The following is a 25253-nucleotide window of genomic DNA, read 5'->3' on the forward strand; positions in this document are numbered from 1 at the left end:
GCGGCCTCCCGGTGATCAGGCGGGCAGTTCGCGCAGCAGCTTGGCGACGTGGCCGGTGGCGCGCACGTTGTACATCGCCTTGGCGATCTTGCCCTGCGGGTCGACCAGGAACGTGGAGCGGATCACGCCCTGCACGACCCGGCCGTAGTTCTTCTTCTCGCCGTACGCGCCCCACTCGGCCAGCACCCTGCGGTCCACGTCGGACAGCAGCGGGAAGCGCAGCCCCTCGGCTTCGGCGAACTTCGCCAGCTTCTCCGGCTTGTCCGGCGAGATGCCGATGACCTCGTAGCCGGAGCCCGCCAGGTCGGCCAGGTTCTCCTGGAAGTCGCACGCCTGCTTGGTGCAGCCCGGCGTGCCCGCCGCCGGGTAGAAGTAGACGACCACGGAACGGCCGAGGTAGTCCGACAGCGAGACCGGCTTGCCCTCGCTGTCGGGCAGGGTGAACGCGGGGGCCTGGTCGCCGGGGGAGAGGCGGTTCTGCTCGGTCATGGCGGCAGACGCTACCGGGTCAGGCGTTGCCCTCGAACGTGGCGCCGAGGTCCTCGCCCGCGATGTTGGGCTCGACGACCAGGCACACCCGCACGGGGTTCTCCGGCACCGCGTAGGCCAGGGTCAGCGCCGTGTCGCCGCCCGGCGGCAGCTCGGTGATCGCGGCGGCGGCGCCGTTGAGGCCCTGCACCGAGTCCAGCACCTCGGCGGCGGGCTGGCCGTCGACCAGGGCGCGCACGGAGAGCTGGCTGGTGCGGTAGGTGGTGTCGGTGCCGTTGACCAGCGTCACCACGAACACCGCGGTGCGCGGCGCCTTGGGGAAGGAGGTGTCGCTGGGCTTGAGCGACTTCGGCTGGGCGACGGTGATGGAGATGCCGTTGGCCCACACCCGTTCCGCGCCGAAGGACGTCGGGATCGGGGCGGACGACGGCGCGCGGTCGGCGCGCTGGACCGCCGCGGGGCTCTGCGCCGCGCTCGCGGGCGCGGCGGAGGAGGCGTCGGTCGGGTCCGCGCACCCCGTCAAGGCCAATGCCAGGCAGATGCCGACGGCCTGTCGGGTGAACCTCACGAACCTCCCCTTCCCGCCCCGGCGGTGGGCTTGTTGCGGCTGCCACCAACCATGACGCGGCGAAAGGGGGAGCGGGGAATGATCCGGGGCCTTGAGTCGCACCTGGTGCACGGCTGTGGCCGGACCGTGATTCCGCACGGCGGCCCGCGTGGGCGCCGCCACACCGGGCGGCGCCCACGCGGATCGCGGCGGCGGCCGTGCGTCAGGCGGCGGACCGCCTGGGAGCTAGGGAGCGCGTCGGGGGGCGTGCGCGCTCACCTTCATCATCGCGCGCATTAGGCCGACTGCTACACCTCAACTTCAGTCTTCACTCGATCGGGTGAATGGAGGGCGGCCAGCAGTTCGTAGGAGCGCAGCCGGTCGGACTGGTCGGCGACCATGGTCGTGACCATCAGCTCGTCCGCCGCGGTGTCCGCCAGCAGCTGCTCGAGCTGCTCCTTCGCCGTCTCCGGGGAGCCGATGACCTGGTTGGCCATGCGCTCCTCGAAGATCAACCGGTCCAGGTCGGTGTACGGGTAGTCGGCGGCCTCCTGCGGCGTGGACAGCGGACCGGGCCGCCCGCTGCGCAGCCGCACGAACGACAGCGCGCCCGGACCCGCGATCCAGCGCGCGTGCTCGTCGGTGTCGGCCACGATGACCGACGCGCAGACCATGGCGTACGGCTTGTCCAGCACCGCCGACGGCTGGAACCGCTCGCGGTACAGCCGCAGCGCGGGCAGCGTGTTCTCCGCGCTGAAGTGGTGCGCGAACGCGAACGGCAGCCCCAGCAGGCCCGCGACCTGCGCGCTGTAACCGCTGGACCCCAGCAGCCACAGCGGCGGCTTGTTGCCCTGCGCGGGCACCGCGTGCAGCTCCTCGGTGCCCTCGAAGTAGCCCATCAGCTCGGTCAGCTGCTGCGGGAAGTCGTCCACCGACAGCGGGCCCGCGGTCCGCCGCAGCGCCTGCGCGGTGCGCTGGTCGGTGCCCGGCGCGCGGCCGATGCCGAGGTCGATCCGGTCCGGGTGCAGCGCCACGAGCGTGCCGAACTGCTCGGCCACCACCAGCGGCGGGTGGTTGGGCAGCATCACGCCGCCGGAGCCGACCCGCAGCGTCTTCGTGGCGCTGGCCACGTGCCCGATGACGATCGCGGGCGACGAGCTGGCGATGCCCGGCATGTTGTGGTGCTCGGCCAGCCAGAAGCGGGTGTAGCCGAGGCGCTCGACGTGCTGCGCCAGCTCGGTGGTGTGCCGCAGCGCCGTCCTGGCGTCGGTCTGCGAGGTGACCGGGGCGAGTTCGAGGACGGACAGCGGTACGTCACTGAGTCGGCTCATACGGGGCACAACGCGCGCATCCCCGGATGCCTTCCAGGTGGCGGTGTGACCGAGCGCTCAGGGGTGCAGCACGGCCGGGTCGAAGGTCACCGGCACCGGTGCGGCCGTGATGGTCACCGGCGAACCGGGGCCCGCCGTCAGCTCCTCCACGTACTCGTCGTCCTTGAGCCGGTAGGCGGTGATCGACGACGCCCCGAGTCGGTCCTGGCGCACCACCCAGTAGAACGGCACGCCCGCCGCGGCGTAGCCCGCCATCTTGGCGGCCTGCTCCTGGCGGCTGTTGCCCGGCGAGACCACCTCGACGGTCAGTTCCAAATCGGCGGCATGGGCGGCTTTGCCGACCGGGCGCGTGCTCAACACCGCCACGTCGGGGATGAGAGCGGTGCGACGCTCGGTGCTGATCTCGGTGCCGATGCCGGTGACGACGTAGAGGTCGGTCCGACCCGCTTCGCGCAGCGCGGCCTTCAGCACCGCCCGGAGTTCGTCGCCCGCGTACTGGTGGTGCATGGATGGAGGTGGTGTCACTTGGAAATGTCCCCAGACGAGTTCTAGGCGGGAGCCGTCGGGACGTGGCGTGAGCGCGTGCCAGTCCTCGACCGTGAACGGACCGACCGGGTGATGCGCGAGTGCGGTCACGGTGCTGCCTCCCTGCCTCGACTCCGGTTCAGTGTCGCACGACCGTAGCGGGGGTCGGGGGTCACAAAGCCGCCCTGGAAGATCGGGTCCCCCGAAGGTGTTGATATGCACGTGAACACCGACGTCGTCGTGATCGGCGCGGGTCAAGCGGGCCTGTCCAGCGCCTACTTCCTGCGCCGCGCGGGCCTGGACCACGTCGTCCTGGACGAGGCCGACGGCCCCGGCGGCGCGTGGCGGCACCGCTGGCCGACGCTGCGCATGGCGACCGTCCACGGCATCCACGACCTGCCGGGGATGCCGTTCGAGGCCCCGGACCCCGACGCGCCCGCGAACCGGGTGCTGCCCGCCTACTTCGCCGACTTCGAGCGCCGCAACGACCTGCGCGTGCGGCGGCCCGTGCGGGTGCTGGCCGTCCGCGACCGGGGTGGCCTGCTGCGGGTGGAGACCGATCGGGGCGTCTGGGACACCAGGGCGCTGATCAACGCCACCGGCACGTGGACCCGCCCGTTCTGGCCGCGCTACCCCGGCCAGGAGCTGTTCCGGGGCCGTCAGCTGCACTCCTCGCAGTACCGGGGCCCGGAGGAGTTCGCCGGGCAGCACGTCGTCGTGGTCGGCGGCGGCACCTCGGCGGTGCAGCAGCTGCTGGAGATCGCCCGCCACGGCACCACCACCTGGGTCACCCGGCGCGAACCGGAGTTCCACGACGAGCCGTTCACCCCGGAGCTGGGCCGGGCGGTGGTGGCGCGGGTGGAGCAGCGGGTCCGCGCGGGCCTGCCGCCGCGCAGCGTGGTGAGCGTGACCGGGCTCAACCTCACCCCGGTGGTGCGGGAAGCGCTGGCCAGTGGCGTGCTCGCGCGCAGGCCGATGTTCGAGCGGTTCACCGAGGACGGCGTGGTGTGGCCGGACGGCCGCCACGAGCGCGCCGACGCGATCCTGTGGGCGACCGGTTTCCGCGCCGCCATCGACCACCTGGCCCCGCTCAAGCTGCGCGCACCCGGCGGCGGCATCCGGCTCGACGGCACGCGGGTGGTGGCCGATCCGCGCGTCCACCTGGTCGGCTACGGGCCGTCGGCGAGCACGGTCGGCGCCACGCGCGCCGGACGCGCCGCCGTCAAGGAGATCAAGCACCTGCTGGCCCCCGCCGCCGCCTGACCCCGCCTGCAAGTACTACCCGAGGGCTCCCGCCGAGCGCACAACTACTACCCGCGCGGTGAACGGCCGTGGGCCGGGTAGTAGTCACCGGCCCGTTCCCGTGGGGCGGGTGGTACTTGCGGGCGACTTGGGGTGGGGCGCCGATAACCTCGGGGACGTGGGGAGGGCCGTCCGGGTTTTCGCGGGGTTGTCGCTCGGCTCGGCCAGCGCGCTGGCGGGCCTGCTGGCGCTGGTGTTCGCGCGCCCCCTGCTGCCCCGGCTGGCCGACTGGGAGCGCCGCCGCGTCCGGTGGGCGCTGGGCGTGGACAGCGCGCCGCCCACCCCCGAGCAGGCCGCCCGGTACGTCGCGGTGCGCTCGGCGGTCGGGCTGCTCGGCGGGCTGGTGCTGGTCTGGCTCTACTACGGCTTCTACGTGGCCGGCTACCTCGTCTGGCTGATCGCCGAGGACGGGGCGCCCAACGTGGACTGGCCGGAGGTCGCCTGGAGCTGCTTCATCGGCCTGGTGCTGCTCTACATCGAGGTCCAGGGCGTGATGGGCGTCGCGGCGCTGGAGGCCAAGGTGGCCCGGCGCTTCCTCGGTCCCAGCGAGGCGGAGCTGCTGCGGCAGCGGGTGGAGCAGCTCTCGGCCAGCCGCGCGGGCATCGTGGCGGCCGTCGACGCCGAGCGCCGCCGCATCGAGCGCGACCTGCACGACGGCGTGCAGCAGCGGTTGGTCGCGCTGGGGATGCTGCTGGGCCGGGCGCGGCGGCACCCCGACCGCGCCGAGGAGCTGCTGCGCCAGGCGCACGAGGAGTCCCAGCAGGTGCTGGGCGACCTGCGCGAGGTGGCGTGGCGGGTGTACCCGACGGCGCTGGACACCCTGGGCCTGCGCGAGGCGCTGGAGGCCGTGGCGGACCGCTCCGCCATCCCGGTGCGGATCGAGTGCGCGCCGGGGGACCTGCCGCCGCAGGTGGCCACCGCGGTCTACTTCGTGGTGTGCGAGGCGGTGACCAACGCGGCCAAGCACTCGGGTGCGACGATGATCTCCGTGCGGGTGGCGGACGGCGACGGCGTGGTGCGCGTGCTGGTGGAGGACGACGGCGTGGGTGGCGCGGACCCGGAGGGCGGCGGGCTGGCCGGGCTGTCCCGGCGGGTGCTCGCGCTGGACGGCCGCTTCGCCGTGCGCAGCCCGGCGGGCGGGCCGACCGCGGTCACCGCGGAGGTCCCGTGCGGGTGATCCTGGCCGAGGACTCGACGCTGCTGCGCGAGGGCCTGGTGCGGCTGCTGGCCGAGGAGGGCCACGACGTGGTCGCCGCGGTGGGCGACGCGGCGGCGCTGCTGTCCACCACCGCCGCCCACCTGCCCGACGTGGTGGTGACCGACGTGCGGATGCCGCCCACGCACACCGACGAGGGGCTGCCGCCCACGCACACCGACGAGGGGCTGCGCGCCGCGCTGGAGATCCGCCGCCGCTTCCCCGGCGTCGGCGTGCTGGTGCTGTCGCAGTACGTCGAGCAGCGCTACGCCGTCGACCTGCTCACCGAGCACGCCGACGGCGTCGGCTACCTGCTCAAGGACCGCGTGGCGCAGGTGGAGGAGTTCCTCGACGCGCTGCGCCGGGTCGGCGCGGGCGGCGCGGCGTTCGACCCCGAGGTGGTGCGCAAGCTGCTGGCCCGCAGCGCGCACCCGCTGGGCGGGCTCACCGACCGCGAGCGGGAGGTGCTGGCGCGCATGGCCGAGGGCCACACGAACAACGCGATCGCGACCCGCCTGCACATCTCGCGCAGCGCGGTGGAGAAGCACGTGAACTCGATCTTCGACAAGCTGGAGTTGTCCGGTGTGGACGGCTACAGCCGCCGGGTGCTGGCGATCCTGCGCTACTTGCGGGCGTGAGAGCGCTTCTTCACCCGCGACACCACGAACCACACCACGGCCAGCGCGGCCACGCCGAGCACCACCTTGGACAGCACGCCCGCGTAGTTCTCGACGACGTGCCAGTTCTCGCCCAGGAAGTAGCCCGCCATGATCAGGGCGGTGTTCCAGATGAGGCTGCCCGCCGCGGTCAGCGCGACGAACAGCGGCACCGGCATCCGCTCCACGCCCGCGGGGATCGAGATGAGGCTGCGGAAGACCGGGATCATCCGCCCGAAGAACACGGTCGACTTGCCGTGCTTGGCGAACCACTCCTCGGACTTGTCCACGTCGGAGACGTCCATCAGCGGCATCCGCTGCACGATCCGGCGCAGCCGGTCGCGACCGAGCAGCGCGCCGAGGTAGTACAGCAGCAGCGCGCCCGCGACCGAGCCCACGGTGGTCCACAGGATCGCCGCGAACAGGCTCATGCCGCCCTTGCTCGCGGTGAACCCGGCCAGCGGCAGGAAGACCTCGCTGGGCAGCGGGGGGAACAGGTTCTCCAGCGCGATCGCCAGGCCCGCGCCCGGTGCCCCGAGCGAGTCCATCAGGTCGGTGATCCAGGTGACGTCCATGATTGCCACGTTACGAACGCGCCGAGGGCACCCGCCATGATGCTCGCCTCACGCCGGGGTGCGGAAAACCACACCCGGTGCTCGACGTCGGGCGGCCAACCCCCTGGCGTGCCTGCGGATCACCCGCTGGAGCGCGGGCGGTGGGACCACCCGGTGGTCGCGGATAGCGAGGCCCGGCAGCAGCACGTGGCTGGCCCTGCGGTTCGGCGCTGGCTCGACCACCTCCTCGCCTCCGGGGTTCCCGCCGACGGCGGTCGGGAAAACCTCCCGATCCCCGCCGACGGCGGCTGGTGGACAATCCGGCCCGTGAAGACGCCGGTGATCGTGGTCGCGGGCTTCCTGGGCTCGGGCAAGACCACGCTGCTCAACCACCTGCTCGCCACCGCCCGCGGCACCCGCGTCGGCGTGGTGGTCAACGACTTCGGCAGCATCGGCATCGACGCGATGAGCGTCGCGGGCCAGGTCGGTTCGACGCTGTCGCTGAGCAACGGCTGCCTGTGCTGCGCGGTCGACGTGAGCGGCCTGGACGAGCTGCTGGGCAAGCTCGTCGGCCAGGTCGACGTGATCGTCATCGAGGCCAGCGGCCTGGCCGAGCCGCAGGCCATGGTCCGGCTGGTGCTGGGCAGCGAGCACCCCGGCGTCGGCTACGGCGGCCTGGTGCTGCTGGTGGACGCCGCCGAACCGCCCGCCGACCTGGCCAGGCACCTGCGCGTGGCGGACCTGGTGGTGGTCAACAAGGTCGACCGGGTGCCCGACGCGAGCGGCCTGCTCGCCGAAGTCGACCGGCTCAAGCCCGGCGTGCCCGTGGTCGCCGCGACGCACGGCCGCGTCGACCCGGCGCTGCTGTTCGACCCGCGCCCCCGGCAGCGCTACGGGCAGCTGTCCTTCGACGACCTGGCGGAGGACGACGAGCCGCACGCCCACCAGGCGTACGAGAGCGTGTCGTTCACCTCCGCCCAGCCGCTGAACCCCACCCGGCTGATGGCCTTCCTCGACGACCGGCCCGCCGGGCTGTACCGGATCAAGGGGTTCGCCCACTTCGACGTGCCGGGGCACCGGCAGAAGTTCACCCTGCACACCGTGGGCGCCTACCTGCGGTTCAAGCGCTCCGCGTGGGCCGCCGACGAGCCGCGCCTGACGCAGCTGGTGCTGATCGGGGTGGGCCTGGACGCCGAGGCCGTCACCAAGGCCCTGGAGCACTGCGTGGAGCCCGACCCGGCGTCGGTGGACCCGCAGTCGATGCTGGAGGTCCTGCGCTACCTGTAATACCGCGGTGGTCCGAGCGGACTACTGGGGTAGGAGAGGGGGTGCGCGGTGGTCGACGGGTCCGTCGTGGTGATGATCGCATTCGCGGTGCTGGCGGTGGCGGCGTTGTTGATCGCGGCCGGTGTCGCCGCGGACCGCAAGTACCGCGCGACCGTCTCGGCGTGGGCCGCCGCCCAGGGGTGGCGCTACCGGGAGGGCGGCGGTGGACCGTGGACCGCCTGCCTGCCACGGGGGGACGCCCGCAAGGTGCGGTTGCAGGTCGAGGGCTTCCGGCACTACCCGGTGACCGTGGCGCACTACCAGTACGACACCACCAGCACGTCCTCCAAGACCGACATGAACGGGCAGAGCACCCGGTCGACCTCCACCACGACCCACCACCTGACGGTGCACGTCGTGCACCTGCCCTTCACCTATCCGCCGATCGCGGTGCGGCGGCGCGGCCTGGGCTCGCGGATCGCCCGCGGCGCGGGCTACCGCGACGGCAAGGCCACCGGTGACGAGGAGTTCGACCGGCGGTTCCGGGTGCGGGTCGACGACCCCGCCGTGGTGCCCGCGCTGATCACCCCGGCGCTGGTGCGGGCGCACCTGGACGGCGTCGTGCCGGAGTGGAGCCTGGCCGGGGCGGACCTGGTGAGCACGAGCACGGGGCGGATCAGGGTGGAGTCGGTGTTCAGCGGCCTGGACCCGCTGCTGCGGGTGGCCGACCTGCTCGTGCGGCGGTGAGGGGGAACGGCCCCCTTCACCTGGCGGGCGCATCGGATGAGGCGTATCCTGAATCAAGTCTTATGATCATGATTCAGTCTGTGAGGTGCTGATGGAGCCGCAGGTCGGCGCGCTCATCGAACGCGCCCGCATCGTCGCGGGGTTCAGCCAGCGCGCTCTCGCCGATGCCACCGGCATTTCGCAGTCGACCCTGTCGCGGATCATCTCGGGGGATCGTGCGGCGAAGATGCCCGAGGTGGTGGCGATCGCGTGGGCGACCGGCCACACGGTCGCCCAGCTCACCGGGGTCGGCGCGGTGGCCGATCGGGCGCAGTGCGTGGCGCGGGCTACCCGTGACTCCGGCATGGAGCACATGCGTGAGGCCCTGCTGCACTTCCTGGAGTTGAACGACTACCTGGACGATCAAGCTGTCCCGGCGATCGTCCGGGACGGGCGCGGGGCGCTGAGCGCGGAAACCGAGGGGCGTGCCGCTGCCGAGCGGTTCCGCCAGGAGCACCACCTGGGCACGCAGCCGCTGGGTGATCTCGTGGCGCTCATCGAGCAGACGACCGGCATCGACGTCGCGGTGCTGGACGCGGGACCGGACGAGCACGGCTTGACGATGCGCGACCCGACGCGTGGTGCCGTGTTCATCGGCGTCGCGCGCACTCAGAACCCGATGCGACAGCGCAGCACACTGGCCCACGAGCTCGGCCACGTGCTGTTCCAGGACTGGAGGGACAGCACCGCGGGCAACTGGAGTGAGCGGACCCCAGCCGAGGTCCGAGCCGATGATTTCGCCCGGCACCTGCTCGTGCCGATCGACGGCCTCCGCGAGTTCCTCGGGGCGCGGGAGACCATCACGCGATCCGACTTGTCCGCGATTGTCCAGCGCTTCCTGGTCTCACCGGCCATCGCCGCCATCGCGCTGCACCAAGCCGAGTACATCGACACCGCCACCAAGCAGGAGTGGATGGCCCTGTCCGCGCCTCACCTGGCCATCCGGTTCGGGTGGGGGGACCAGTACCGGGCGCTGCAGGTCGAATCCGATCAGCGCAGAGCGCCGCAACGGCTGCTGGCCCGCGCGATCAGGGGCTATGTGGAGGGCGTGCTCCCCGTGCAGGCCATAGCCACCTTGCGTGGTGTCGAATCCGCCGTTGTCGAAGCGGACCTGGGGGAGGCGGGCGTGGTGCCCGTCGAGCGGCCGGTGGTGTGGGCCGATCCGGCGGAACTGCCGGACGTGCACGTGGATCTGGAGGCGTTGGACGAGGCCCTCGACGCGCTGGATGGCGATCCTCCCGACGTTCGGGACGCTGGATGAGCCACCGGCCGATCATCGACGCCGGACCCGGCCTGAATTTCTTCTCCATCAACAAAGAACGCCTTCTCATCGGTGTGCTGGGCAGGCTCAGCGCCCCGGAGACCGTGCAGGAGGAGGTTTTCCGCAAATCCCGGCAGGATGAGAGGTTCCGCCCCGCCGCGGCGGTCTGGCGGAAGCTCACGCCCCATTGGGTGGAGGTCCTCTCCGACGACCAGACACCCCGAACTCGCGGCCGTCGTCCACCGGATCACCCGGCAGTCCTTCGCGCAACGGGTGAGGGATCGCAAAGACCTGGGTGAGACCATGGTCATCGCGCACGCGGTGGTCGCCGCCGAGTCGGGTGACAAGGTCACCGTGCTGATCGATGACGGCGCTGGAGCGCGCATCGCCACCTCGGAGATCAGCAGGCTCGAACGGCTCCGGATGAGCGGTTGTGCTGTGGGATCGATCACCTTGGTGAACACGCTGACAGTTCTGGCGTGTGCGGCGGGTGGGCAGCACATCCCGGACAAAGCCGCGATGCGCGCCGTTTATCAGAAGTTGCGGCACCTCGATGACGGACTGCCGCCCCTTGAAGCGACTCCCCTCCTGTCACCTGCCCTCTGGGCTTGACCCGCGCACCGGGCGGCCCGCTCGTGGCGGGCCGCCCGGTGGGGCGATCTCAGCGGAAGTCCGCCGCGTGGTCGGTGGCCCACTCGCGGAAGGTGCGCGCGGGCACCCCGGTGACCTCCTCCACCGTGGACGTGCGCGGACCCGGTTCGGCCACCAGTCGGGCCTGCGCGCCGAGCATGACGTCGACCACCGCCGCAGGCCACTGGTCGAGCATCCGCTGCCGCGCCGCTTCCGGCGTGATCTCCTCCCAGCGCAGCGGGCGGCCGATCGCCTCGCCGATGACGCGCACCTGCTCGGCCTGCGTCAGCGCCTCCGGGCCGGTGAGCACGTACCGCTTGCCGACGTGACCACCCTCGACCAGGGCGCGCACCGCCACGGCCGCGATGTCCGCCTCGTGCAGCAGGGGCATGGCGGCTGCCCCGTAGACGCCGCGCACCACGTCGCCGTCGCGGATCTGCGGCGCCCAGGCGAGGGTGTTGGTGGCGAAGGCGTGCGGCCTCAGGAACGTCCACTCCAGCCCGGACCGCTCGATCGCCCGCTCCACCTCCGCGTGCCACGCGCCGATCGCGTTCTCCTGCTCCTCCAGGTCGTCGCGGACGGCCCCGGAGGACAGGAAGACGACTCGGCGGACGTGGCGGGCGAGGGCGTCCAGCACCGCGGGGACCACGTCGGTGGTGGGGAAGGGCCACATCAGGAAGGCGACGTCCGCGCCCTCCGCGGCGGCGGCCACCGTCTCCGGTGAGAGGAGGTCGCCGCGCCGGACGTCGACGCCGTCCGGCAGTGCGGCGGAACCGGGGTCGCGGACCAGGGCCCGTACCGGCGTCCCCGAAGCGCGCAGCTGCGCGACCACCTGCCCGCCGACCGCGCCGGTCGCGCCGGTCACCAGGACCTGGGGTCGGGACGGGGCGGAGAGGCCGCGCAGCAGGTGGTACCGCCGGAACTCCCGGCGACGCACCGGGAAGTCCAGGACCCGCCGCCACTGCGGCGCGGACCCCACGGTGCCCTGGCCGGACTTGGCCATGGCGTCGCGGTGGGCCCGCGCGTCGGTCCACTCGGCGTAGTTGATCAACCGGGTGCCGTCGGTGCTCAGGTGGAAGTTGGCCGAGATCAGGCCGGCAGGCGGTGCGGCCTCGCTGGTCAGGGCGTCGAAGACGGTGTCGACCCAGCGCCGCTGCCGCTGCTCGTCGGGTCCGTCGAACTCGACGCTGACGACGACGGCGCAGCCGGGAGCCGCCGGGACCTGCCTGCCGGTGCTGCGGTAGAGCCGGTACTCGACCGGTTCGGTGCCGGTGAGCCGCTCGAAGAACGCGGGGTCGGCCGCCCCAGCCGCCCACTGGGTGTAGGTCAGCGCCGTCGCGTCCTCGGCGCCGACGAACGCGTTGACCGAGAGCAGCCCGTCCGGCCACGGGGCGCGCTCCAGCGCGGCGAACACCTCCGCCGCCCCGGCGGGGGTTTCCGCGACCAGGGCGGTGCCGACGTCGGGACGGGTGATGTCGGGCCACTGACTTGCGGACATGGGTTCTCCCTCGAACTCGATCACCGCTCCGACACCAAGAGCGTCAAACTTGAACAAGGGTTCAAGTCAACTGGGAGTGATCCACATGGCACCGGTGCCCGCGCAGGCCACCGAGATCACCATCGGCGAGCTGTCCGAGCGCAGCGGCGTCCCCGCTTCGGCTCTGCGCTTCTACGAGCGCAAGGGGCTCATCCGCAGCAGGCGCACCGCGGGCAACCAGCGCCGCTACCGCCGGGAGGTGCTCCGGCAGGTGGCCTTCATCCGCGCCTCGCACCACCTGGGCATCCCGCTGTCGGTGATCGGCGACGCCCTCGCCAAGCTGCCCGAGGGCCAAGCGCCCACCCGCGAGTTCTGGGCCAGGGCGTCCGAGTGCTGGAGCGCCGAGCTCAACGCCCGCATCAAGCGGTTGGAGAACATGCGGGACCGGTTCACCGAGTGCATCGGCTGCGGCTGCCTGTCCTTCGAGCAGTGCGGGCTGGTCAACCCCGGTGACGAGCTGGGGAGCCGGGGTGCTGGCCCGTACCGGCTGTTCGACTCCTAGGCCGCGTCCGGTGCGTCCGGGGTGCCGATACCCATGGTCAGGTGGCGTTCCACCCCGGCCAGGACTTCCTGAGCGTGGGTGAGGCCTCGGACTCGCGAGGCCAGAGCTGGAGGCGGTAGTCGTCCATCCCCTCGACGTCCGCCCTCAACTGGTCGTAGCCGCGACCCGCGATCCGGGCGCGGTAGGCACCCGAGGGCACGGCGCACGGAATCGGGGGGCGACCGCCCGAGCCCTGGAAGTGGAGGGTGTCGTCGGTGATGTCGAGGTCGACGTCCACGACGTTGTCCCAGTTGTCGTCATCAGGCGGCGGTTCGGCGGTCCAGACCTCGACCCGCATGGGGGCGTTGAAGTTCCAGTGGGTCGGGACGACGAGGTCGACCAGGCCGGACGAGACGCCCACGTACCGGCCCGAGTTCTGCGCGTCGTCCAGCGCGTGCAGCATCGCGTTGGCCTGGTTCGGGTCGGTGCGCCACGGCGGGGCCGAGTAGATGTAGACCTGTCCGTGGTTGATCTCCACTTCGAGGTCCCCGTGGTCGACCAGGTCGCTCAACCGCACGTCCCCCTGTCGATGGCGATGTCGACCCCCTGGTAGTCGCCCGTGGCGATCTGTCCGGGGTTGGTGATGACCACGAGGTAGTCGTCCCCGTCGTTGATGCCCCGGATGATCTGCTGGGCGTTGATCGTACCGCCCTGGCAGCGGTTCTCGCGTGATGGAACCTCCGTCTCGCGCGCTCCCTTCCCGCCCTGCCGCGTGCTGGCGAAGGGGTATTCGTCGCATTCGCCGCCGTGCGGCCGGGGAAACGACTTCGTGCAGACGTACTTGCGGTTCTGCGTTTCAGCATTCGATTCCTTCGTGAGCACACCCGGCTTGCCGGACTGCCAGGCCTCGGAGACGTTCCTGCCGATGAACGGCATCTTCGCCGCGTCGAGAACGATGAACTTCAGCTCCTCGCAGGCGCCGTCGGCAAGACTCTGCCGTGGTGTGCACCGGTGGACCTGCGATGAAGCGGACGCGGCCACCAGGAAGCTGTGCTCACCTTCACCGATCAGTTCGACACCGCCGGTTGCGCCACCGAGGATGTCGCTTGCTCCGTCCTCGATCTGCGGCCAGAAGAAGACACCTGCCGCGACCAGTGCCAGCGGCAGCAGAAATCCGGTTCCCGATTTGGTCGCCACGCTTCTCCCTCATGCGCTCATCTGCGGCGAGGGTGGCACCACGGGCGTGCTCGGGGCAATGACTTCCGCACCGCGGCAGCCGAATGGGGGCGCAGGAAAGTCGAATGCAGCCGCGAAATTGCGGAATGCGACGTCATGGCCTTCCCGGTGACCCGACCTGCTGGTCGGACCACCGGGGCCGCGCGGGAGGTGCCCACCTCAGGAGGTCTCCGCGCGCGGGTCCTCGGTGGGGCCGGAGAGACTCGAACTCTCACTGGCACGGACCTAAACCGTGTGCCTCTGCCAATTGGGCTACGACCCCGTGGTGCCAACCCTATCGGCCCGGCGGGGAGGGTGGTCCCGTGGGACACCACCCTCCCCGGACCGCCGGAAGGCCACGCCGATCACCGCGCGCGGCGGTGGCCGACTACCTTGGTGGCCCTGACCGCTGCTAGGAGGAGATGTGGCTCGCGACCCCGACACCATCCAGCGCGAGATCGAGCAGGCTCGCGACGCGCTGGCCGCGACGCTGGACGAACTGGGCACCAGGGCCAACCCCCAGCGCTTCGTGGAGTCCGGCAAGGCCAGCGTGCGCGCGAAGCTCGACGAACCCAAGATCCGGTACTCGCTGATCGCGGTGGCCGTGATCCTGGGGTTCGCGCTGCTGCGCAAGCTGTTCCGCTGAGCGGAGTGCTACTGCCCCCCGGCCACGAGGGGCAGTAGCACCTGGTCCACCACCCGTTCGACGAACGCCACGTCCAGCGGGTCGCCGGTGAGCATCAGCCGGTAGATCAGCGCCGCGCCCGCCAGTTCCACGGCCAGGCCGCGCGGGGCCTCCGGGCGCAGCTCGCCGCGGTGGTCGGCGCGCTCCAGGATGCGGCGCAGCACGTCCCGCTGGGCGATCAGGAAGGTCTCGCGGAACGCGGTGGCCAGCTCCGGCTCGTGCGGCAGCTCGCCGACCAGCGCCTGCGCCGCCTTGCCGACGGGGCCGGACAGGAACGCGGCCAGCGAGCTGAGGAACTCGCGCAGGTCGCCCGCCAGCGACCCGGTGTCGGGCTCGGGCAGGTTCTGCGAGGCGAGCTGGGTGCAGGTGTCGATGACCAGGTCGAGCTTGGACTCCCAGCGCCGGTAGATCGTCGCCTTGCCCGCCCGCGCCCGCGAGGCCACCGCGTCCATGGTCAGCGCGCGGTAGCCGACCTCGGCCATCACCTCCAGCGCCGCCTGGCGCAGGGCGTCGTCCCGGCTCGCGTCCCTGGGTCTGCCTCGCTGCGGAGCTCTCGCGCCCCCGCTGTACACCGGTGTAGCCATGCCTGCGCTCCCGTCGCCGTTGGCCGGACATCCTAGGCGTGCATGATCGCGATCGACGGCGGAACACCTGCTCATGAGGGGTGCTCGGATCGACGCGACGCTCACACAGGGGTTATCGCTCGCGGGCCGCCGGGTTGAACGCCCGCTACGTGGAATCGACCTGGCCGCGTTCGGTTCGTGACCTTCGCGACGCCCCGTGCGGGTTCCGCGGCGGGTGCGGCATCCTCGGCGCGTGCCGCGCAAGACGCTCATCGCCCTGACCGCGCTCCTGGTGGCCGCGTGCTCCTCGCCCGCGCCGGGGGCCGCCCCGGTGACCACGTCCGCCACCGCCTCGACGTCGTCCTCGTCGGTGGTGGGGGAGCGGCAGGTCGACATCACCGTCCCCTCGGCCGCGCTGGGGCGCGACGCCGAGGTCCGGCTGCTGCTGCCGCGCCGCTGGCACGAGCAGCCGGACCGCACCTGGCCGGTGCTGTACCTGCTGACCGGCTGCTGCGGCAGCCACCTGTCGTGGACCGGCTCCTCGTCCGTGGCCGAGCTGACCGCCGAGGAGGACGTGCTGGTGGTGATGCCCGACGGCGGTCCGGCGGGCTTCTACTCCGACTGGCGCTCCGGGCCGGGCTGGGAGACCTTCCACCTCACCGAGCTGCCCGCGGTGCTGGAGCGCGACTACCGGGCGAGCCGGACCCGCGCCGTGGCCGGGTTCTCCATGGGCGGGTTCGGGGCGCTGTCCTACACCGCCCGCCATCCCGGCTTCTTCCGCGCCGCCGCCTCCTACAGCGGCGTGCTGCACACCACCATGTCGCAGCAGTCCCGCGACCTGGTGGCGCAGATCGTCACCCAGGCCGGGCTGGACCCGAACGCGCTGTGGCAGGACTGGAGCGCGCACAACCCCTACGACCTGGCCGAACGGCTGCGCGGCACGCCGCTGTACATCTCCTCGGGCAACGGCGCGCCCGGCCCGCTGGACGTCGAGGGCAAGCAGCCCGACTGGCTGGAGGAGCTGCTGGGCAGGCAGAGCGCGGCGGTGGTCGCGCGGTTGGGTGAGCTGGGCATCCCGGTCACCGCCGACCTGTACGGGCCGGGCACGCACGTGTGGGAGTACTGGGACCGCGCGCTGCGCCAGTCGATGCCGATGCTGCTCGACGCGCTGCGGGGCTGAGCGGGAGGGCTGAGCGGGCGACCGGTCAGCCGGGGGCGTCCGCGTCGAGCCGCCGCGCGATGCCGCGCCAGACCACGCCCATGGCGTAGTCGGTGGCCAGCGCGGGCCCCACCTCGGGCCTGCGCTCGCACCACAGCGCCAGCCGCTCGGTCGCGCCGACCACGACCTCGGCGAACACCTCGGCCTCCAGCGGGTCGATCCCCCGCGCGAACCCGGACAGCACCGCGGCGATCAGGTCGGTCTGCTGCGTGCGGATGGACTCGACCTCCGCCACCGCGCCGGGCACGGTCACCGCCGCCTCCTGCCGCAGCATCGTCCACGACCGCTTGTGCTCGGCGATGAACTCGAAGAACGCCAGCAGGCCGCGGCGCAGCACCTCCTCGGGGGTGCCCCCGCCCGCGACGGCCCGCTGCGTCCGGTCCAGCAGTTCGGCGCGGGCGCGGTGGACGCACCCGATGAGCAGGCCCTCCTTCGAGCCGAAGTACTCGTAGAGCATCGGCTTGGACACGCCCACCCGCTCGGCGATCTCGTCCATGGACGCGGCCAGGTAGCCGCGCTCGGCGAAGACCCGCTCGGCCACGTCGAGCATCTGGGCCTTGCGCTGCGCCTTGGGCATCCGCCTGCGCGGCTGCGGGGTGGTCACGGCGAGAGGGTACTACCGCGAGTAACTTACTTCGAGTAACCTACTCGTCGGTATGCAGCCGGACCGGGAGGAAGCGATGCGCCGAGAGGTCGAGGTCCTGGTGGTGGGCACGGGCTTCGCGGGCCTGGGCATGGCCATCGAGCTCAAGCGCGCCGGGCGGCGCGACTTCGCGGTGCTGGAGAAGGCGGACGACCTGGGCGGCACCTGGCGGGACAACTCCTACCCCGGCTGCGCCTGCGACGTGCCCTCGCACATGTACTCGTACTCCTTCGAGCTCAACCCCGGCTGGTCGCGCACGTTCGCGCGGCAGTCCGAGATCCGCGACTACCTGCACCGGGTGGCGGACAAGCACCGGCTGCGCGAGCACATCCGGTTCGGCTGCGCGGTCGAGGCCGCGCGGTGGGACGAGCACGCCAAGGTCTGGCACGTGAGCACGTCGACCGGCGACACCTACACCGCCAAGGCGCTGGTCTCGGGCATCGGCGCGCTGCACGTCCCCAGCGTCCCGGCGCTGCCGGGGATCGAGCGCTTCAAGGGCAGGACGTTCCACTCGGCCCGGTGGGACCACGACTACGACCTCACCGGCAAGCGGGTCGCCGTGGTCGGCACGGGCGCGAGCGCGATCCAGTTCGTGCCGAGGATCGCCGACCGGGTGAGCGCGCTGACGCTGTTCCAGCGCACGCCCCCGTGGGTGCTGCCCAAGTCCGACCGCGAGATCACCCCGTGGGAGCGGCGGCTGTTCCGCGCGCTGCCGTTCACCCAGCGGCTGTACCGGGACTTCGTGTACTGGCTGCGCGAGTTCTCCGTGCTGGGCTTCGCGGTGCACCCCGGCATCATGCGGGGCGCCGAGCACCTCGCCGGGAAGCACCTGCGCGAGCAGGTCCCGGACCCGGAGCTGCGCGCCAAGCTGACGCCCGACTACACCCTGGGCTGCAAGCGGGTGCTGCTGTCCAACGACTACTACCCGGCGCTGACCAAGCCGCACGTGGAGGTGGTCACCGACGGCATCGCCGAGGTCCGCGAGCACGGCGTGGTGGACGCCGCCGGTGTCGAGCACGAGGTCGACGCGATCATCTACGGCACCGGCTTCCGCGTCATCGACTCCTTCGACGAGCTGGACATCACCGGCAAGGGCGGCCGGGACCTGGCGCGGAGCTGGCGCGAGCGGGGCGCGGAGACCCACTACGGCATCACCGTCTCCGGTTTCCCCAACCTGTTCTTCCTGCTGGGCCCGAACACCGGCCTCGGCCACAACTCGGTGGTGTTCATGATCGAGTCGCAGATCCGGTACGTCCGGCAGTGCCTGGAGCTGATGGACCGGCACGGGGCCGACGAGCTGGACGTGCGCCCGGAGGTGCAGGCCCGGTTCAACCGGGAGCTGCAGCGCAAGCTGAGCCGGGGCGTGTGGACCCAGGGCGGCTGCAAGAGCTGGTACCTCGACGCCCAGGGGGTCAACCGGACCGTGTGGCCGGGCTTCACCTGGCGGTACTGGATGCGCACCAGGAAGGTCCGCGCGGCGGACTTCGCGCTGGTCCGCGCCCGCCGCGACAGGGTGTCCGCCTGACGCGCGGCGGCCCCGAACTCCTCGGGGCCGCCGTCGGCGTCACCGGGTGGCGCGGGCCGCCGCCAGGATGATGTCGGCCACGGCATCCGGCCGGGACACCGACACCGCGTGCGAGGCGTCCACCCGCTCCACGTGCGAGGAAGCCCGCTCGGCCATGAACTCCTGCGCGGCGGCCGGGATGGCGTTGTCCCCGGTGGCGACCAGCGCCCACGACGGCAGCCGCCGCCAGGCGGGCTCGCCCTCCAGCGGGGTGGTCAGGGCCCGCTGGACGACCGGCCGCTGGGTGGCCGCCAGCACCGCGGCCTCGGGCACGTCGGCGGCGAAGACCTCGCGGAAGTCCTCCGCCTTGATCGACAGCTCCGGCTCGCCGTCGTGCACCAGCACGTCGGTGGTCTCGGGGCCGAGCTTGCCGCCGGGGAACCGGGTGGACAGCTCCAGGGCGCTCTCCCCGGTCTCGGGCTGGAACGCGGCGATGTAGACCAGGGCTTCCACGTTGGGCGTGCGCCCGGCCGCGTGGGTGATCAGCACGCCGCCGTAGGAGTGGCCCGCCAGGACCACGGGGCCGGACACGCTGTTGACCACGTCGGCGACGTAGGCGGCGTCGGACTCCAGGCCGCGCAGCGGGTTGGCCACGGCCAGCACCGGGTGGCCCTGCCGCTGCAGCCGCTCGACCACGCCGTTCCAGCTGGAGGAGTCGGCGAAGGCGCCGTGGACCAGGACGACGGTGGGCTTGGTGTCGGTCATCGGGAGCTCCTCGGTGAGAGAACGATCGGTCTTTCTGAGAGAAAGACTAGTCGTTCTCTCTGGTGGTGCAAGGTGGCTTGGATCACCGTGCAGAACGACTGGTCTTTCTCTAACGTGGGCCCATGAAGACTGCTGCGGACCGCGACCTGCACCCCAAGGACCGGCTGCTGCGCACCGCCTCACGGCTGTTCTACGCCGAGGGCATCCACGCGGTGGGCGTCGACCGGCTGGTCACCGAGGCGTCGGTGACCAGGGCGACCTTCTACCGCCACTTCCCGACCAAGGACCACCTGGTGGCGGCCTACCTGGCGGAGTCGAGCCGGGGCATCCGCGAGGCCGTGCGGGCCACCAGGCGGGAGCGGCCCGCGCGCGAGGCGCTGGTGGACGTCATGGCCATCATCGGCGACGCCACGCGGGCGGAGGACTTCCGGGGCTGCCAGTTCCTCAACGCCGCGGCGGAGTACCCGGACCCGGCGCACCCGGTGCGGGTGGTCATCGACGAGCACCGGAAGTGGTTCTTCGAGGTGCTGCGGGAGCAGGCCGAGGCGGTCGGCCACCCCGACCCCGAGCACGCGGCGCGCGTGCTGGTGCTGCTGCGCGACGGGGCGCTGCAAGGAGGGGAGCTGGACGACCCGGAGACGGTCCGGGAAACCCTGCGCCGCGCCGTCGAGGACGTGCTCCCCACCGCGCCCGCAAGTACTACCCGACAGCCCCGTGAGGGCCGGTAACCACTACCCGTGAACGCGAAAACGGGGTGCGGCTCGTGAGGACCTCGACGAGCCGCACCCCGGCGAGCTCAGACCCCGGCGGCCTTGGCGCGCTCGGCGCGCAGCTGCGTCACCGCGGGCAGCTCCAGCGGCGCGGGCTTCTCCCCGGTGGCCCACTCGATCAGCAGGTCGGCGATCTGCGGGTTGCGCGGCAGCACCGGACCGTGCAGGTAGGTGCACAGGATGCGGCCCTGCACCGCCCCCTCCACCTGCCCGTCGTTGCCCGTGCCGACCTTGACCCGCGCCAGCGGCCGGGCCGACGGCCCCAGCACGGTGCGGCCCTGGTGGTTCTCGAACCCGGTCAGCAGGCCCTGGAACAGCCCGTCCACCGGCTCGGCGATCACCTCGCCGATGGCCCGGCTGCCGCCCGCGTGGCTGGTCGAGTCGATCAGCCCGAGACCGGGGTGGGTGACCTGGTCGGCGCGGGTGAAGTGCTCGCCGAAGATCTGGATGCCCGCGCACACGCCCAGGATCACCGCGCCGCGCGAGGCCGCCCGCTGCATGCCGGGGTGCTCGCGCAGGTGCCGCACCGCCAGCGTCTGCGCGGTGTCCTCACCGCCGCCCACCACGTAGATGTCGCACGAGTCCGGCACCGGCTCGCCGAAGTTCACCGTGACGATCTCGGCCGGGATGCCGCGCCAGGTCAGGCGCTTCTCCAGCACCACCGCGTTGCCGAAGTCGCCGTAGGTGCCCAGCAGGTCGGGCAGCACCAGCGCGATCTGGACCTTGGAGCTACTCACTGGCGGACCTCGCGTTCAGGTCGCGGAAAGCCGTGTAGTTGGCGATGACCTCCACCGGCCCCTGCGGCATGGCGTCGATGGCCAGCAGCGGGTCGGGGACGATGGTGTGCTCGACCTCCGCGTAGGTCAGCCGCACCGCCAGGTCGGTGGCCCGCTCGCCGGAGGCGATCACCTGCCGCCCGCGCAGCTTCTCGAACGGCACGTCCCACAGCCAGGACAGGTCGCGCCCGTCGGCCTCGTGGGCGTTGATCACCAGCACCGCCGGGTGGTCGGCCTCGCGGACCACGGTCAGCGTCTCGCTCCAGCCCGCCGGGTTCTTCGACAGCAGCAGCCGGGCGCGGTGCCCGCTGCGCTGGATGGTCCGGTAGCGGCCCGCCACGTTCGACACCGCGCGCAGCCGCTGCACGGCCTCCTCGACCGGCACGCCCAGCGCCGCCGCGGCCGCCGTCGCCATCACCGCGTTGGCCTGGTTGAACTTGCCGGGCAGGCGCAGCGACAGGTCCACCTTCACGCCCTGCGGGGTGATCAGGAAGCCGTCGCCGGTGATCCAGTCCGGCCTGGGCCTGGCCAGGTCGCAGCCGGTGCAGTGCCAGTGCTCGCCCTGCCAGCGGATCGGGTCGCCGCAGCGCGGGCACGACGCGGAGTCGTTGTGCCAGCCGGTCCCCGTCGCCACCCAGACCACGCGCGCGCTGTCGCGCGCCGCGGAGGTGACCATGATGTCGTCGCAGTTGGCCACGACCGTGCCCTGGACCCCGGCCAGCGCGGTGCGCAGGCTCTTCTCGATCGTGCGGACCTCGCCGACCCGGTCGAGCTGGTCGCGGCTGAGGTTGAGCAGCACCGCCACGGCCGGGTGGGCCGCCCGCGCCACCTCGGGGAAGTACCCCTCGTCGACCTCCAGCACGGCGTAGGGCGCGTCCGGCTGCTTGCTCAGCGCCGTGACGTGCCCGTCGGGCATGTTCGCCCCGCCGTGGTTGGTCGCCACCTCGCCCAGCGCCGAGACCGCCCGGCTGAGCATCATCGTGCTCGTGGTCTTGCCGTTGGTCCCGGTGACCAGGGCGACCCGGCGGCCGGTGGTGAGCCGGGCCAGTGCCTGCGGGTCGAGCTTGAGCGCCACGCGGCCACCGATCATGCCGCCCGCGCCCAGCCCCATCTTCTGCGACAGCTTCGAACTCATGTTGCCCAGTCGCACGGCCGCCGCGGTGCGCAGCGGCAAGCGGGCTGGGTCTGCACCTGGAGTGTTCGGCAACCGACTTCCTGCGTCCGTAGAACGAATGCGCCGCCCGCGATGCTACCGGGGGCGGTTGTCCAGCTCCCGCAGGGTGCGGATCAGCTCGACTGTGCTGAGCTGGCACAACTGGGCCATGTGCTCCAGCGCCGACAGGTCCAGGTGGACGTCGGTGGAGCGGTGCGGCGGCAACTGGGCCAGCCTGCCCCGCGCCCAGCGGCGCAGCGGCGCCAGTTCCGGCCTGCTGTCGGCGACCACGGCGGACAGGTCCACGGTCAGGTGACCGGACGGCGCGTCGCCGAACACCCGTTCGTGGACCCGTGCGAGCACCTGGTGCGCGGGAACACCCAGCGCAACGCAGATCTCCACCAGCCTCACCACCGAGCACTGGCGCGTGCCCAGCTCGTAGGTCGCCAGGGTCTGCAGCGAGATGTCGCTCTGCAGCCTGCTGTTGAGCTGCTTCCTGGTCCATCCGCGCTGCTTGCGCAGGGTGCGGAGTTCGTCCCCCAGGACCCGCTGATAGGTCTCCGTGTCGATGTGCACTGCCTGCCCTCCCCGTCTTCGGTCAACGGAGGTGAAAAGTGCAAATGCACGTGCGCTTACGCGGGTCCGTCTTATATCGCTCGATCGGGCTAGTCCCTGCTACGCAGAGTGTTCACTCAGTCGCGCAGCGCTCGGGTCACGCCGTCCTCCTCCGGCCCCAGGAAGCGCGGGTCCGGCTTGGCCACCAGGCCGTCCCACACGGCCTTGATGCTGGCGACCGCCTCCCGGAAGTGGCCGTAGGCGGTGGTGACCGCCCAGGCGCGCGAGGTCTCGTGGCCGACGCCGAACGCCTCCAGCCCGGCCGACCGGCACAGCGCCACCGCGCGCGGCAGGTGGAACTCCTGGGTCACCACGGTGGCCCGCCGCACGCCGAAGACCCGCTTGGCGCGGGTGCACGAGTCCCACGTGTCCAGCCCGGCGTAGTCGGCGACCACCGCCCGCTCCGGCACGCCCCGGCCGATCAGGTAGGTGCGCATGGCCGTGGGCTCGTCGTAGTCCGGGGTGCTGTTGTCGCCGCTGACCAGCAGCACCTCGACCTTGCCCCGGTGGTAGAGGTCCGCGGCCACGTCCAGCCTGCCCGCCAGGAACGGCGTGGGCCTGCCGTTGCGGATGCCCGCGCCCAGCACCAGCGCCACGGGCGCCTCCGGCACCTCCGCGGCGGTGTGCCGGTACGGCGCGCTGGAGGTCCGCACCCACACCCACGGCACCGACGCCAGCACGGCCAGCAGGCCGACCACGACCAGCACCCGCTTCCAGCGCACCCGCCGGAGAAAAGCCCCCATCGATCCCCCTGCTCGTTCGGCCGACGCGCCTGGGGGCACGCGGCTCTCAGTTGACGCAGCGCACCCCGTCGGCGGTGATCGGCTGCTCGGCGGTCCCGCTCGACGGCGGCTGCCGCCGCGCGCCGTCCAGGCCCACCAGCGGCGAGCCCTTCAGGTTCTGCGCGCCGGGGCCGTCGTAGTCCGGACCCAGCAGGACCCGCACGCTGCCCGCCGCGACGGTGCCGTCCTGCTCGGTCGGCAACCCGTCCAACGCCTCGGCGACCGCTTTCGCTCCCGCCTCGCCGCCCTGGCCGTAGCGCACCACGGAGGCCGCCACGTCCTCGGTGGCGTTGCCCGAGCCGCCGTCGGCGAACTTCTCGGCCACCAGCGCCGCCAGCACCCGCCCGGCCAGGCCGGTCGACCCGGAGCCGTTGAGCACCTGCACGGTGACCGTGGCGGGGTCGACGCCGCTGTCCGGGGCGGTGGAGGCGTTGGGGTCCTTGCCGAGCTGGTCGAAGAACCGCCGGACCTCGCCCTCGACCACCTCGACGGCCTGGCCGTCCTCGGGCGTCTCCAGCTCGGGGTTGCCGGTCGGGATGGTCTTGAACTCCAGGTTCCCGCCGGTCATGTCCTTCATCTGGGCGGCGAACTCGAGCACGTTCCAGCCGGGGTCCAGCACGATGGACTTGGTCAGCGCGTCGATCAGGGCGTTGAGCTTGCGGGGGTCGGACAGCGTGCCCGCGGACAGGATCTTCTTGGCCAGGCCCGCCATGAACACCTGCTGGCGCACCACGCGGTCCAGGTCGCCGCGCAGCAGCCCGTGCCGCTGCCGGACGAACGCCAGCGCGTCGCGGCCCTGCACGGTCTGCGGGCCCGCCTTGAAGTTCGCCCCGGAGAAGTTGTCCTTGGTGGCCTGGGTCAGGCACACGTCCACGCCGCCGACGGCCTTGGTGATCTCGTAGAAGCCGACCAGGTTGATCTCGGCGTAGTGGTCGATGGTGACGTCGGAGAGGTTCTGGATCGTTTCGATCAGCGTCTTCGCGCCCGCCTGCTTGGACTGCTGCTCCAGCTGGGCCTGGTCGGTGAGGCCCTCGGCCTTGAGCTTCTCCAGCGCGGCGGTCTTGCCGTAGCCGTACGCGGAGTTGATCTTGTGCCTGCCGTAGTTGCCCGCGATCTTGACGTAGGAGTCGCGCGGGAACGACACCGCGACGGCCTTGCCGCTGTCGTTCGGGATGTGCATCAGGATCAGCGTGTCGGTGTTGAGCCCGCCCGCCTTCTCGTCGCCCGCCTGCAGCTCGCGCAGGATCTCGGCGGGCAGCGGGTTGCCCTTGGCGTCGGTGCGGCTGTCCATGCCGACCATGAGGATGTCGATCGACCCGTCCGCCGGGCGCTCGCCACCGCCCCCCGCGCCGATCACGTCGGTGGTGGTCAGGTTGTCGTTCAGCGACTGGAAGTTGGCCCAGGCGTAGCCGGTGCCCAGCAGCACCACCACGGACAGGAACGCCACGACCACGCGGCCCGCCGCGATCCCGGCGCGCGCGGTGCCCGCCCGCGGGTGCCTGCGCGGCGCCGGTCGCCTCGCCGGTCGCCTCGCCGGGCGCGCGGCCGAGGGGCGGGGGCGCTCGCCGGAGCGCTCCGCCGCGGGCCTGCGCGGGCGGCGGGCGTCGTCGGAGTCGCCGGGCCGGGCGCGGCCGGGGGCGTCCGCCGAGCGGCGCTCGGCCTGCTCGGCCGCGCGGGCCCGGCGCTCGGCGAGTTCGGCGGCGCGCGCCCGGCGGTCCGGGTCGACCGGGCGGGACCCGCGGTCACCGGACTCCCCACGACCCGCGTCGGCGGGCCGCACCGCGCGCTCGGTGGGCTGCTCCGCCGGTCGGGCCCGCAGATCGGGGGCGCGGTCGGGGGCGCGGTCGGCGCGGCGGGGGATGCCGGGGGGCACCCGCCGCTCGCCGGAATCGCCCCGGCCCGGCTGACCGGTCGGCCTCGGCGTGGGCGGGCGTCCCTCGACCGGGGAACGTCGTTCGGGTGGTGGCTGCCTGCGCGGCGCGGGCGGCTGCCCCCCCTCCGAG

At 72.3% G+C, this 25253-nt stretch carries 29 protein-coding genes and 1 tRNA gene; 12 read left to right on the forward strand and 18 right to left on the reverse strand.

What is annotated here, in order from left to right; translation table 11 throughout:
- Positions 1-15 precede the first annotated feature (15 nt).
- The 4 genes from bcp to JOF41_RS00935 all read right to left on the reverse strand — a co-directional run bounded on the left by bcp (position 16) and on the right by JOF41_RS00935 (position 3198).
- Positions 16-489 (reverse strand): thioredoxin-dependent thiol peroxidase, encoded by a 474-nt coding sequence (gene bcp / locus JOF41_RS00920; protein ID WP_209615377.1) that lies wholly within the window; start codon positions 487-489, stop codon positions 16-18.
- A gap of 19 nt (positions 490-508) precedes the next feature.
- Positions 509-1057 carry a hypothetical protein gene (locus JOF41_RS00925; RefSeq protein ID WP_189222304.1) on the reverse strand — a complete coding sequence of 183 codons (549 nt, stop codon included), beginning with the start codon at positions 1055-1057 and terminating at the stop codon, positions 509-511.
- Between the two features lie 287 nt (positions 1058-1344).
- Positions 1345-2367, reverse strand: a complete 1023-nt coding sequence (locus JOF41_RS00930; protein WP_209615380.1) for an LLM class flavin-dependent oxidoreductase — start codon at positions 2365-2367, stop codon at positions 1345-1347.
- Between the two features lie 57 nt (positions 2368-2424).
- Positions 2425-3198: a Uma2 family endonuclease gene (locus tag JOF41_RS00935; protein ID WP_307867155.1), complete on the reverse strand. Its 774-nt coding sequence runs from the start codon at positions 3196-3198 to the stop codon at positions 2425-2427.
- Here JOF41_RS00935 and JOF41_RS00940 point away from each other — a divergent pair.
- The 3 genes from JOF41_RS00940 to JOF41_RS00950 all read left to right on the forward strand — a co-directional run bounded on the left by JOF41_RS00940 (position 3109) and on the right by JOF41_RS00950 (position 6027).
- Positions 3109-4155: an FAD-dependent oxidoreductase gene (locus tag JOF41_RS00940; protein WP_209615384.1), complete on the forward strand. Its 1047-nt coding sequence runs from the start codon at positions 3109-3111 to the stop codon at positions 4153-4155. The genes JOF41_RS00935 and JOF41_RS00940 overlap by 90 nt on opposite strands.
- Before the next feature lie 157 nt (positions 4156-4312).
- On the forward strand, positions 4313-5371 hold the full coding sequence (locus JOF41_RS00945; RefSeq protein ID WP_209615386.1) for a sensor histidine kinase: 1059 nt from the start codon (positions 4313-4315) through the stop codon (positions 5369-5371).
- Positions 5362-6027, forward strand: a complete 666-nt coding sequence (locus tag JOF41_RS00950) for a response regulator transcription factor (protein WP_209615388.1) — start codon at positions 5362-5364, stop codon at positions 6025-6027. The genes JOF41_RS00945 and JOF41_RS00950 overlap by 10 nt, the downstream gene beginning before the upstream one ends.
- On the opposite strand, the gene JOF41_RS00955 is transcribed toward JOF41_RS00950, so the two are convergent.
- Positions 6012-6620, reverse strand: coding sequence for a DedA family protein (locus tag JOF41_RS00955; RefSeq protein WP_189222295.1), 609 nt, complete (start codon positions 6618-6620; stop codon positions 6012-6014). The two genes, JOF41_RS00950 and JOF41_RS00955, sit on opposite strands and share 16 nt — an antisense overlap.
- Before the next feature lie 48 nt (positions 6621-6668).
- Positions 6669-6842, reverse strand: coding sequence for a hypothetical protein (locus JOF41_RS36520; protein WP_244989474.1), 174 nt, complete (start codon positions 6840-6842; stop codon positions 6669-6671).
- Between the two features lie 75 nt (positions 6843-6917).
- On the opposite strand from JOF41_RS36520, the gene JOF41_RS00960 reads away from it, so the two are divergent.
- The 4 genes from JOF41_RS00960 to JOF41_RS36525 all read left to right on the forward strand — a co-directional run bounded on the left by JOF41_RS00960 (position 6918) and on the right by JOF41_RS36525 (position 10524).
- The gene (locus JOF41_RS00960) at positions 6918-7886 is read left to right on the forward strand and encodes a CobW family GTP-binding protein (RefSeq protein ID WP_307867696.1); all 969 of its coding nucleotides are present in this window, start codon (positions 6918-6920) and stop codon (positions 7884-7886) included.
- Between the two features lie 48 nt (positions 7887-7934).
- A complete protein-coding gene (locus JOF41_RS00965) occupies positions 7935-8612 on the forward strand; it encodes a hypothetical protein (RefSeq protein ID WP_209615391.1) in 678 nt (225 codons plus the stop codon).
- Between the two features lie 91 nt (positions 8613-8703).
- Positions 8704-9912, forward strand: coding sequence for a helix-turn-helix domain-containing protein (locus tag JOF41_RS00970; protein WP_244989475.1), 1209 nt, complete (start codon positions 8704-8706; stop codon positions 9910-9912).
- A 303-nt stretch (positions 9913-10215) separates the two neighbouring features.
- Entirely contained in the window at positions 10216-10524 is a 309-nt protein-coding gene (locus JOF41_RS36525; protein ID WP_244989476.1) for a PIN domain-containing protein, read from the forward strand.
- Positions 10525-10573: 49 nt separating this feature from the next.
- Here JOF41_RS36525 and JOF41_RS38075 read toward each other — a convergent pair whose 3' ends face one another.
- Positions 10574-12040, reverse strand: coding sequence for an NAD(P)H-binding protein (locus tag JOF41_RS38075; protein WP_307867156.1), 1467 nt, complete (start codon positions 12038-12040; stop codon positions 10574-10576).
- Positions 12041-12125: 85 nt separating this feature from the next.
- Here JOF41_RS38075 and soxR point away from each other — a divergent pair, with 85 nt between their 5' ends.
- Positions 12126-12581: a redox-sensitive transcriptional activator SoxR gene (gene soxR, locus JOF41_RS00985; RefSeq protein ID WP_209615394.1), complete on the forward strand. Its 456-nt coding sequence runs from the start codon at positions 12126-12128 to the stop codon at positions 12579-12581.
- A 37-nt stretch (positions 12582-12618) separates the two neighbouring features.
- On the opposite strand, the gene JOF41_RS00990 is transcribed toward soxR, so the two are convergent.
- The 3 genes from JOF41_RS00990 to JOF41_RS01000 all read right to left on the reverse strand — a co-directional run bounded on the left by JOF41_RS00990 (position 12619) and on the right by JOF41_RS01000 (position 14058).
- Positions 12619-13131 (reverse strand): hypothetical protein, encoded by a 513-nt coding sequence (locus tag JOF41_RS00990; RefSeq protein WP_209615397.1) that lies wholly within the window; start codon positions 13129-13131, stop codon positions 12619-12621.
- Positions 13128-13757 (reverse strand): NucA/NucB deoxyribonuclease domain-containing protein, encoded by a 630-nt coding sequence (locus tag JOF41_RS38080; protein ID WP_209615400.1) that lies wholly within the window; start codon positions 13755-13757, stop codon positions 13128-13130. Before JOF41_RS38080 ends, JOF41_RS00990 begins: the two co-directional genes overlap by 4 nt.
- 227 nt (positions 13758-13984) lie before the next feature.
- Positions 13985-14058: transfer RNA gene (locus tag JOF41_RS01000), tRNA-Leu, on the reverse strand.
- A gap of 141 nt (positions 14059-14199) precedes the next feature.
- On the opposite strand from JOF41_RS01000, the gene JOF41_RS01005 reads away from it, so the two are divergent.
- Positions 14200-14421: a DUF3618 domain-containing protein gene (locus JOF41_RS01005; RefSeq protein WP_189222286.1), complete on the forward strand. Its 222-nt coding sequence runs from the start codon at positions 14200-14202 to the stop codon at positions 14419-14421.
- Between the two features lie 8 nt (positions 14422-14429).
- On the opposite strand, the gene JOF41_RS01010 is transcribed toward JOF41_RS01005, so the two are convergent.
- Positions 14430-15044, reverse strand: a complete 615-nt coding sequence (locus tag JOF41_RS01010) for a TetR/AcrR family transcriptional regulator (RefSeq protein WP_189222284.1) — start codon at positions 15042-15044, stop codon at positions 14430-14432.
- Between the two features lie 232 nt (positions 15045-15276).
- Between JOF41_RS01010 and JOF41_RS01015 the strand changes: the two genes are divergently transcribed.
- On the forward strand, positions 15277-16203 hold the full coding sequence (locus JOF41_RS01015; RefSeq protein ID WP_189222282.1) for an alpha/beta hydrolase: 927 nt from the start codon (positions 15277-15279) through the stop codon (positions 16201-16203).
- A gap of 25 nt (positions 16204-16228) precedes the next feature.
- On the opposite strand, the gene JOF41_RS01020 is transcribed toward JOF41_RS01015, so the two are convergent.
- On the reverse strand, positions 16229-16846 hold the full coding sequence (locus JOF41_RS01020) for a TetR/AcrR family transcriptional regulator (protein ID WP_372448459.1): 618 nt from the start codon (positions 16844-16846) through the stop codon (positions 16229-16231).
- Between the two features lie 76 nt (positions 16847-16922).
- Here JOF41_RS01020 and JOF41_RS01025 point away from each other — a divergent pair, with 76 nt between their 5' ends.
- Complete coding sequence (locus tag JOF41_RS01025) at positions 16923-18410, forward strand: flavin-containing monooxygenase (RefSeq protein ID WP_209615403.1); 1488 nt, start codon at positions 16923-16925, stop codon at positions 18408-18410.
- A 39-nt stretch (positions 18411-18449) separates the two neighbouring features.
- On the opposite strand, the gene JOF41_RS01030 is transcribed toward JOF41_RS01025, so the two are convergent.
- Positions 18450-19154 (reverse strand): alpha/beta fold hydrolase, encoded by a 705-nt coding sequence (locus tag JOF41_RS01030; RefSeq protein WP_209615406.1) that lies wholly within the window; start codon positions 19152-19154, stop codon positions 18450-18452.
- A 122-nt stretch (positions 19155-19276) separates the two neighbouring features.
- Between JOF41_RS01030 and JOF41_RS01035 the strand changes: the two genes are divergently transcribed.
- A complete protein-coding gene (locus tag JOF41_RS01035; RefSeq protein ID WP_209615409.1) occupies positions 19277-19882 on the forward strand; it encodes a TetR/AcrR family transcriptional regulator in 606 nt (201 codons plus the stop codon).
- 68 nt (positions 19883-19950) lie between these two features.
- Here JOF41_RS01035 and JOF41_RS01040 read toward each other — a convergent pair whose 3' ends face one another.
- From JOF41_RS01040 to JOF41_RS01060, 5 genes are all read right to left on the reverse strand, one after another.
- A complete protein-coding gene (locus JOF41_RS01040) occupies positions 19951-20661 on the reverse strand; it encodes a type 1 glutamine amidotransferase (RefSeq protein WP_189222274.1) in 711 nt (236 codons plus the stop codon).
- Positions 20654-21874 carry a Mur ligase family protein gene (locus JOF41_RS01045; protein ID WP_307867158.1) on the reverse strand — a complete coding sequence of 407 codons (1221 nt, stop codon included), beginning with the start codon at positions 21872-21874 and terminating at the stop codon, positions 20654-20656. The genes JOF41_RS01040 and JOF41_RS01045 overlap by 8 nt, the downstream gene beginning before the upstream one ends.
- Positions 21875-21949: 75 nt before the next feature.
- The gene (locus JOF41_RS01050; protein WP_209615412.1) at positions 21950-22429 is read right to left on the reverse strand and encodes a helix-turn-helix domain-containing protein; all 480 of its coding nucleotides are present in this window, start codon (positions 22427-22429) and stop codon (positions 21950-21952) included.
- Positions 22430-22545: 116 nt separating this feature from the next.
- A complete protein-coding gene (locus JOF41_RS01055) occupies positions 22546-23211 on the reverse strand; it encodes a SanA/YdcF family protein (protein ID WP_189222269.1) in 666 nt (221 codons plus the stop codon).
- A 46-nt stretch (positions 23212-23257) separates the two neighbouring features.
- Positions 23258-25123, reverse strand: coding sequence for an LCP family protein (locus JOF41_RS01060; protein ID WP_307867160.1), 1866 nt, complete (start codon positions 25121-25123; stop codon positions 23258-23260).
- Positions 25124-25253 lie beyond the last annotated feature (130 nt).

The organism is Saccharothrix coeruleofusca, assembly GCF_017876325.1.
Lineage (GTDB): Bacteria > Actinomycetota > Actinomycetes > Mycobacteriales > Pseudonocardiaceae > Actinosynnema > Actinosynnema coeruleofuscum.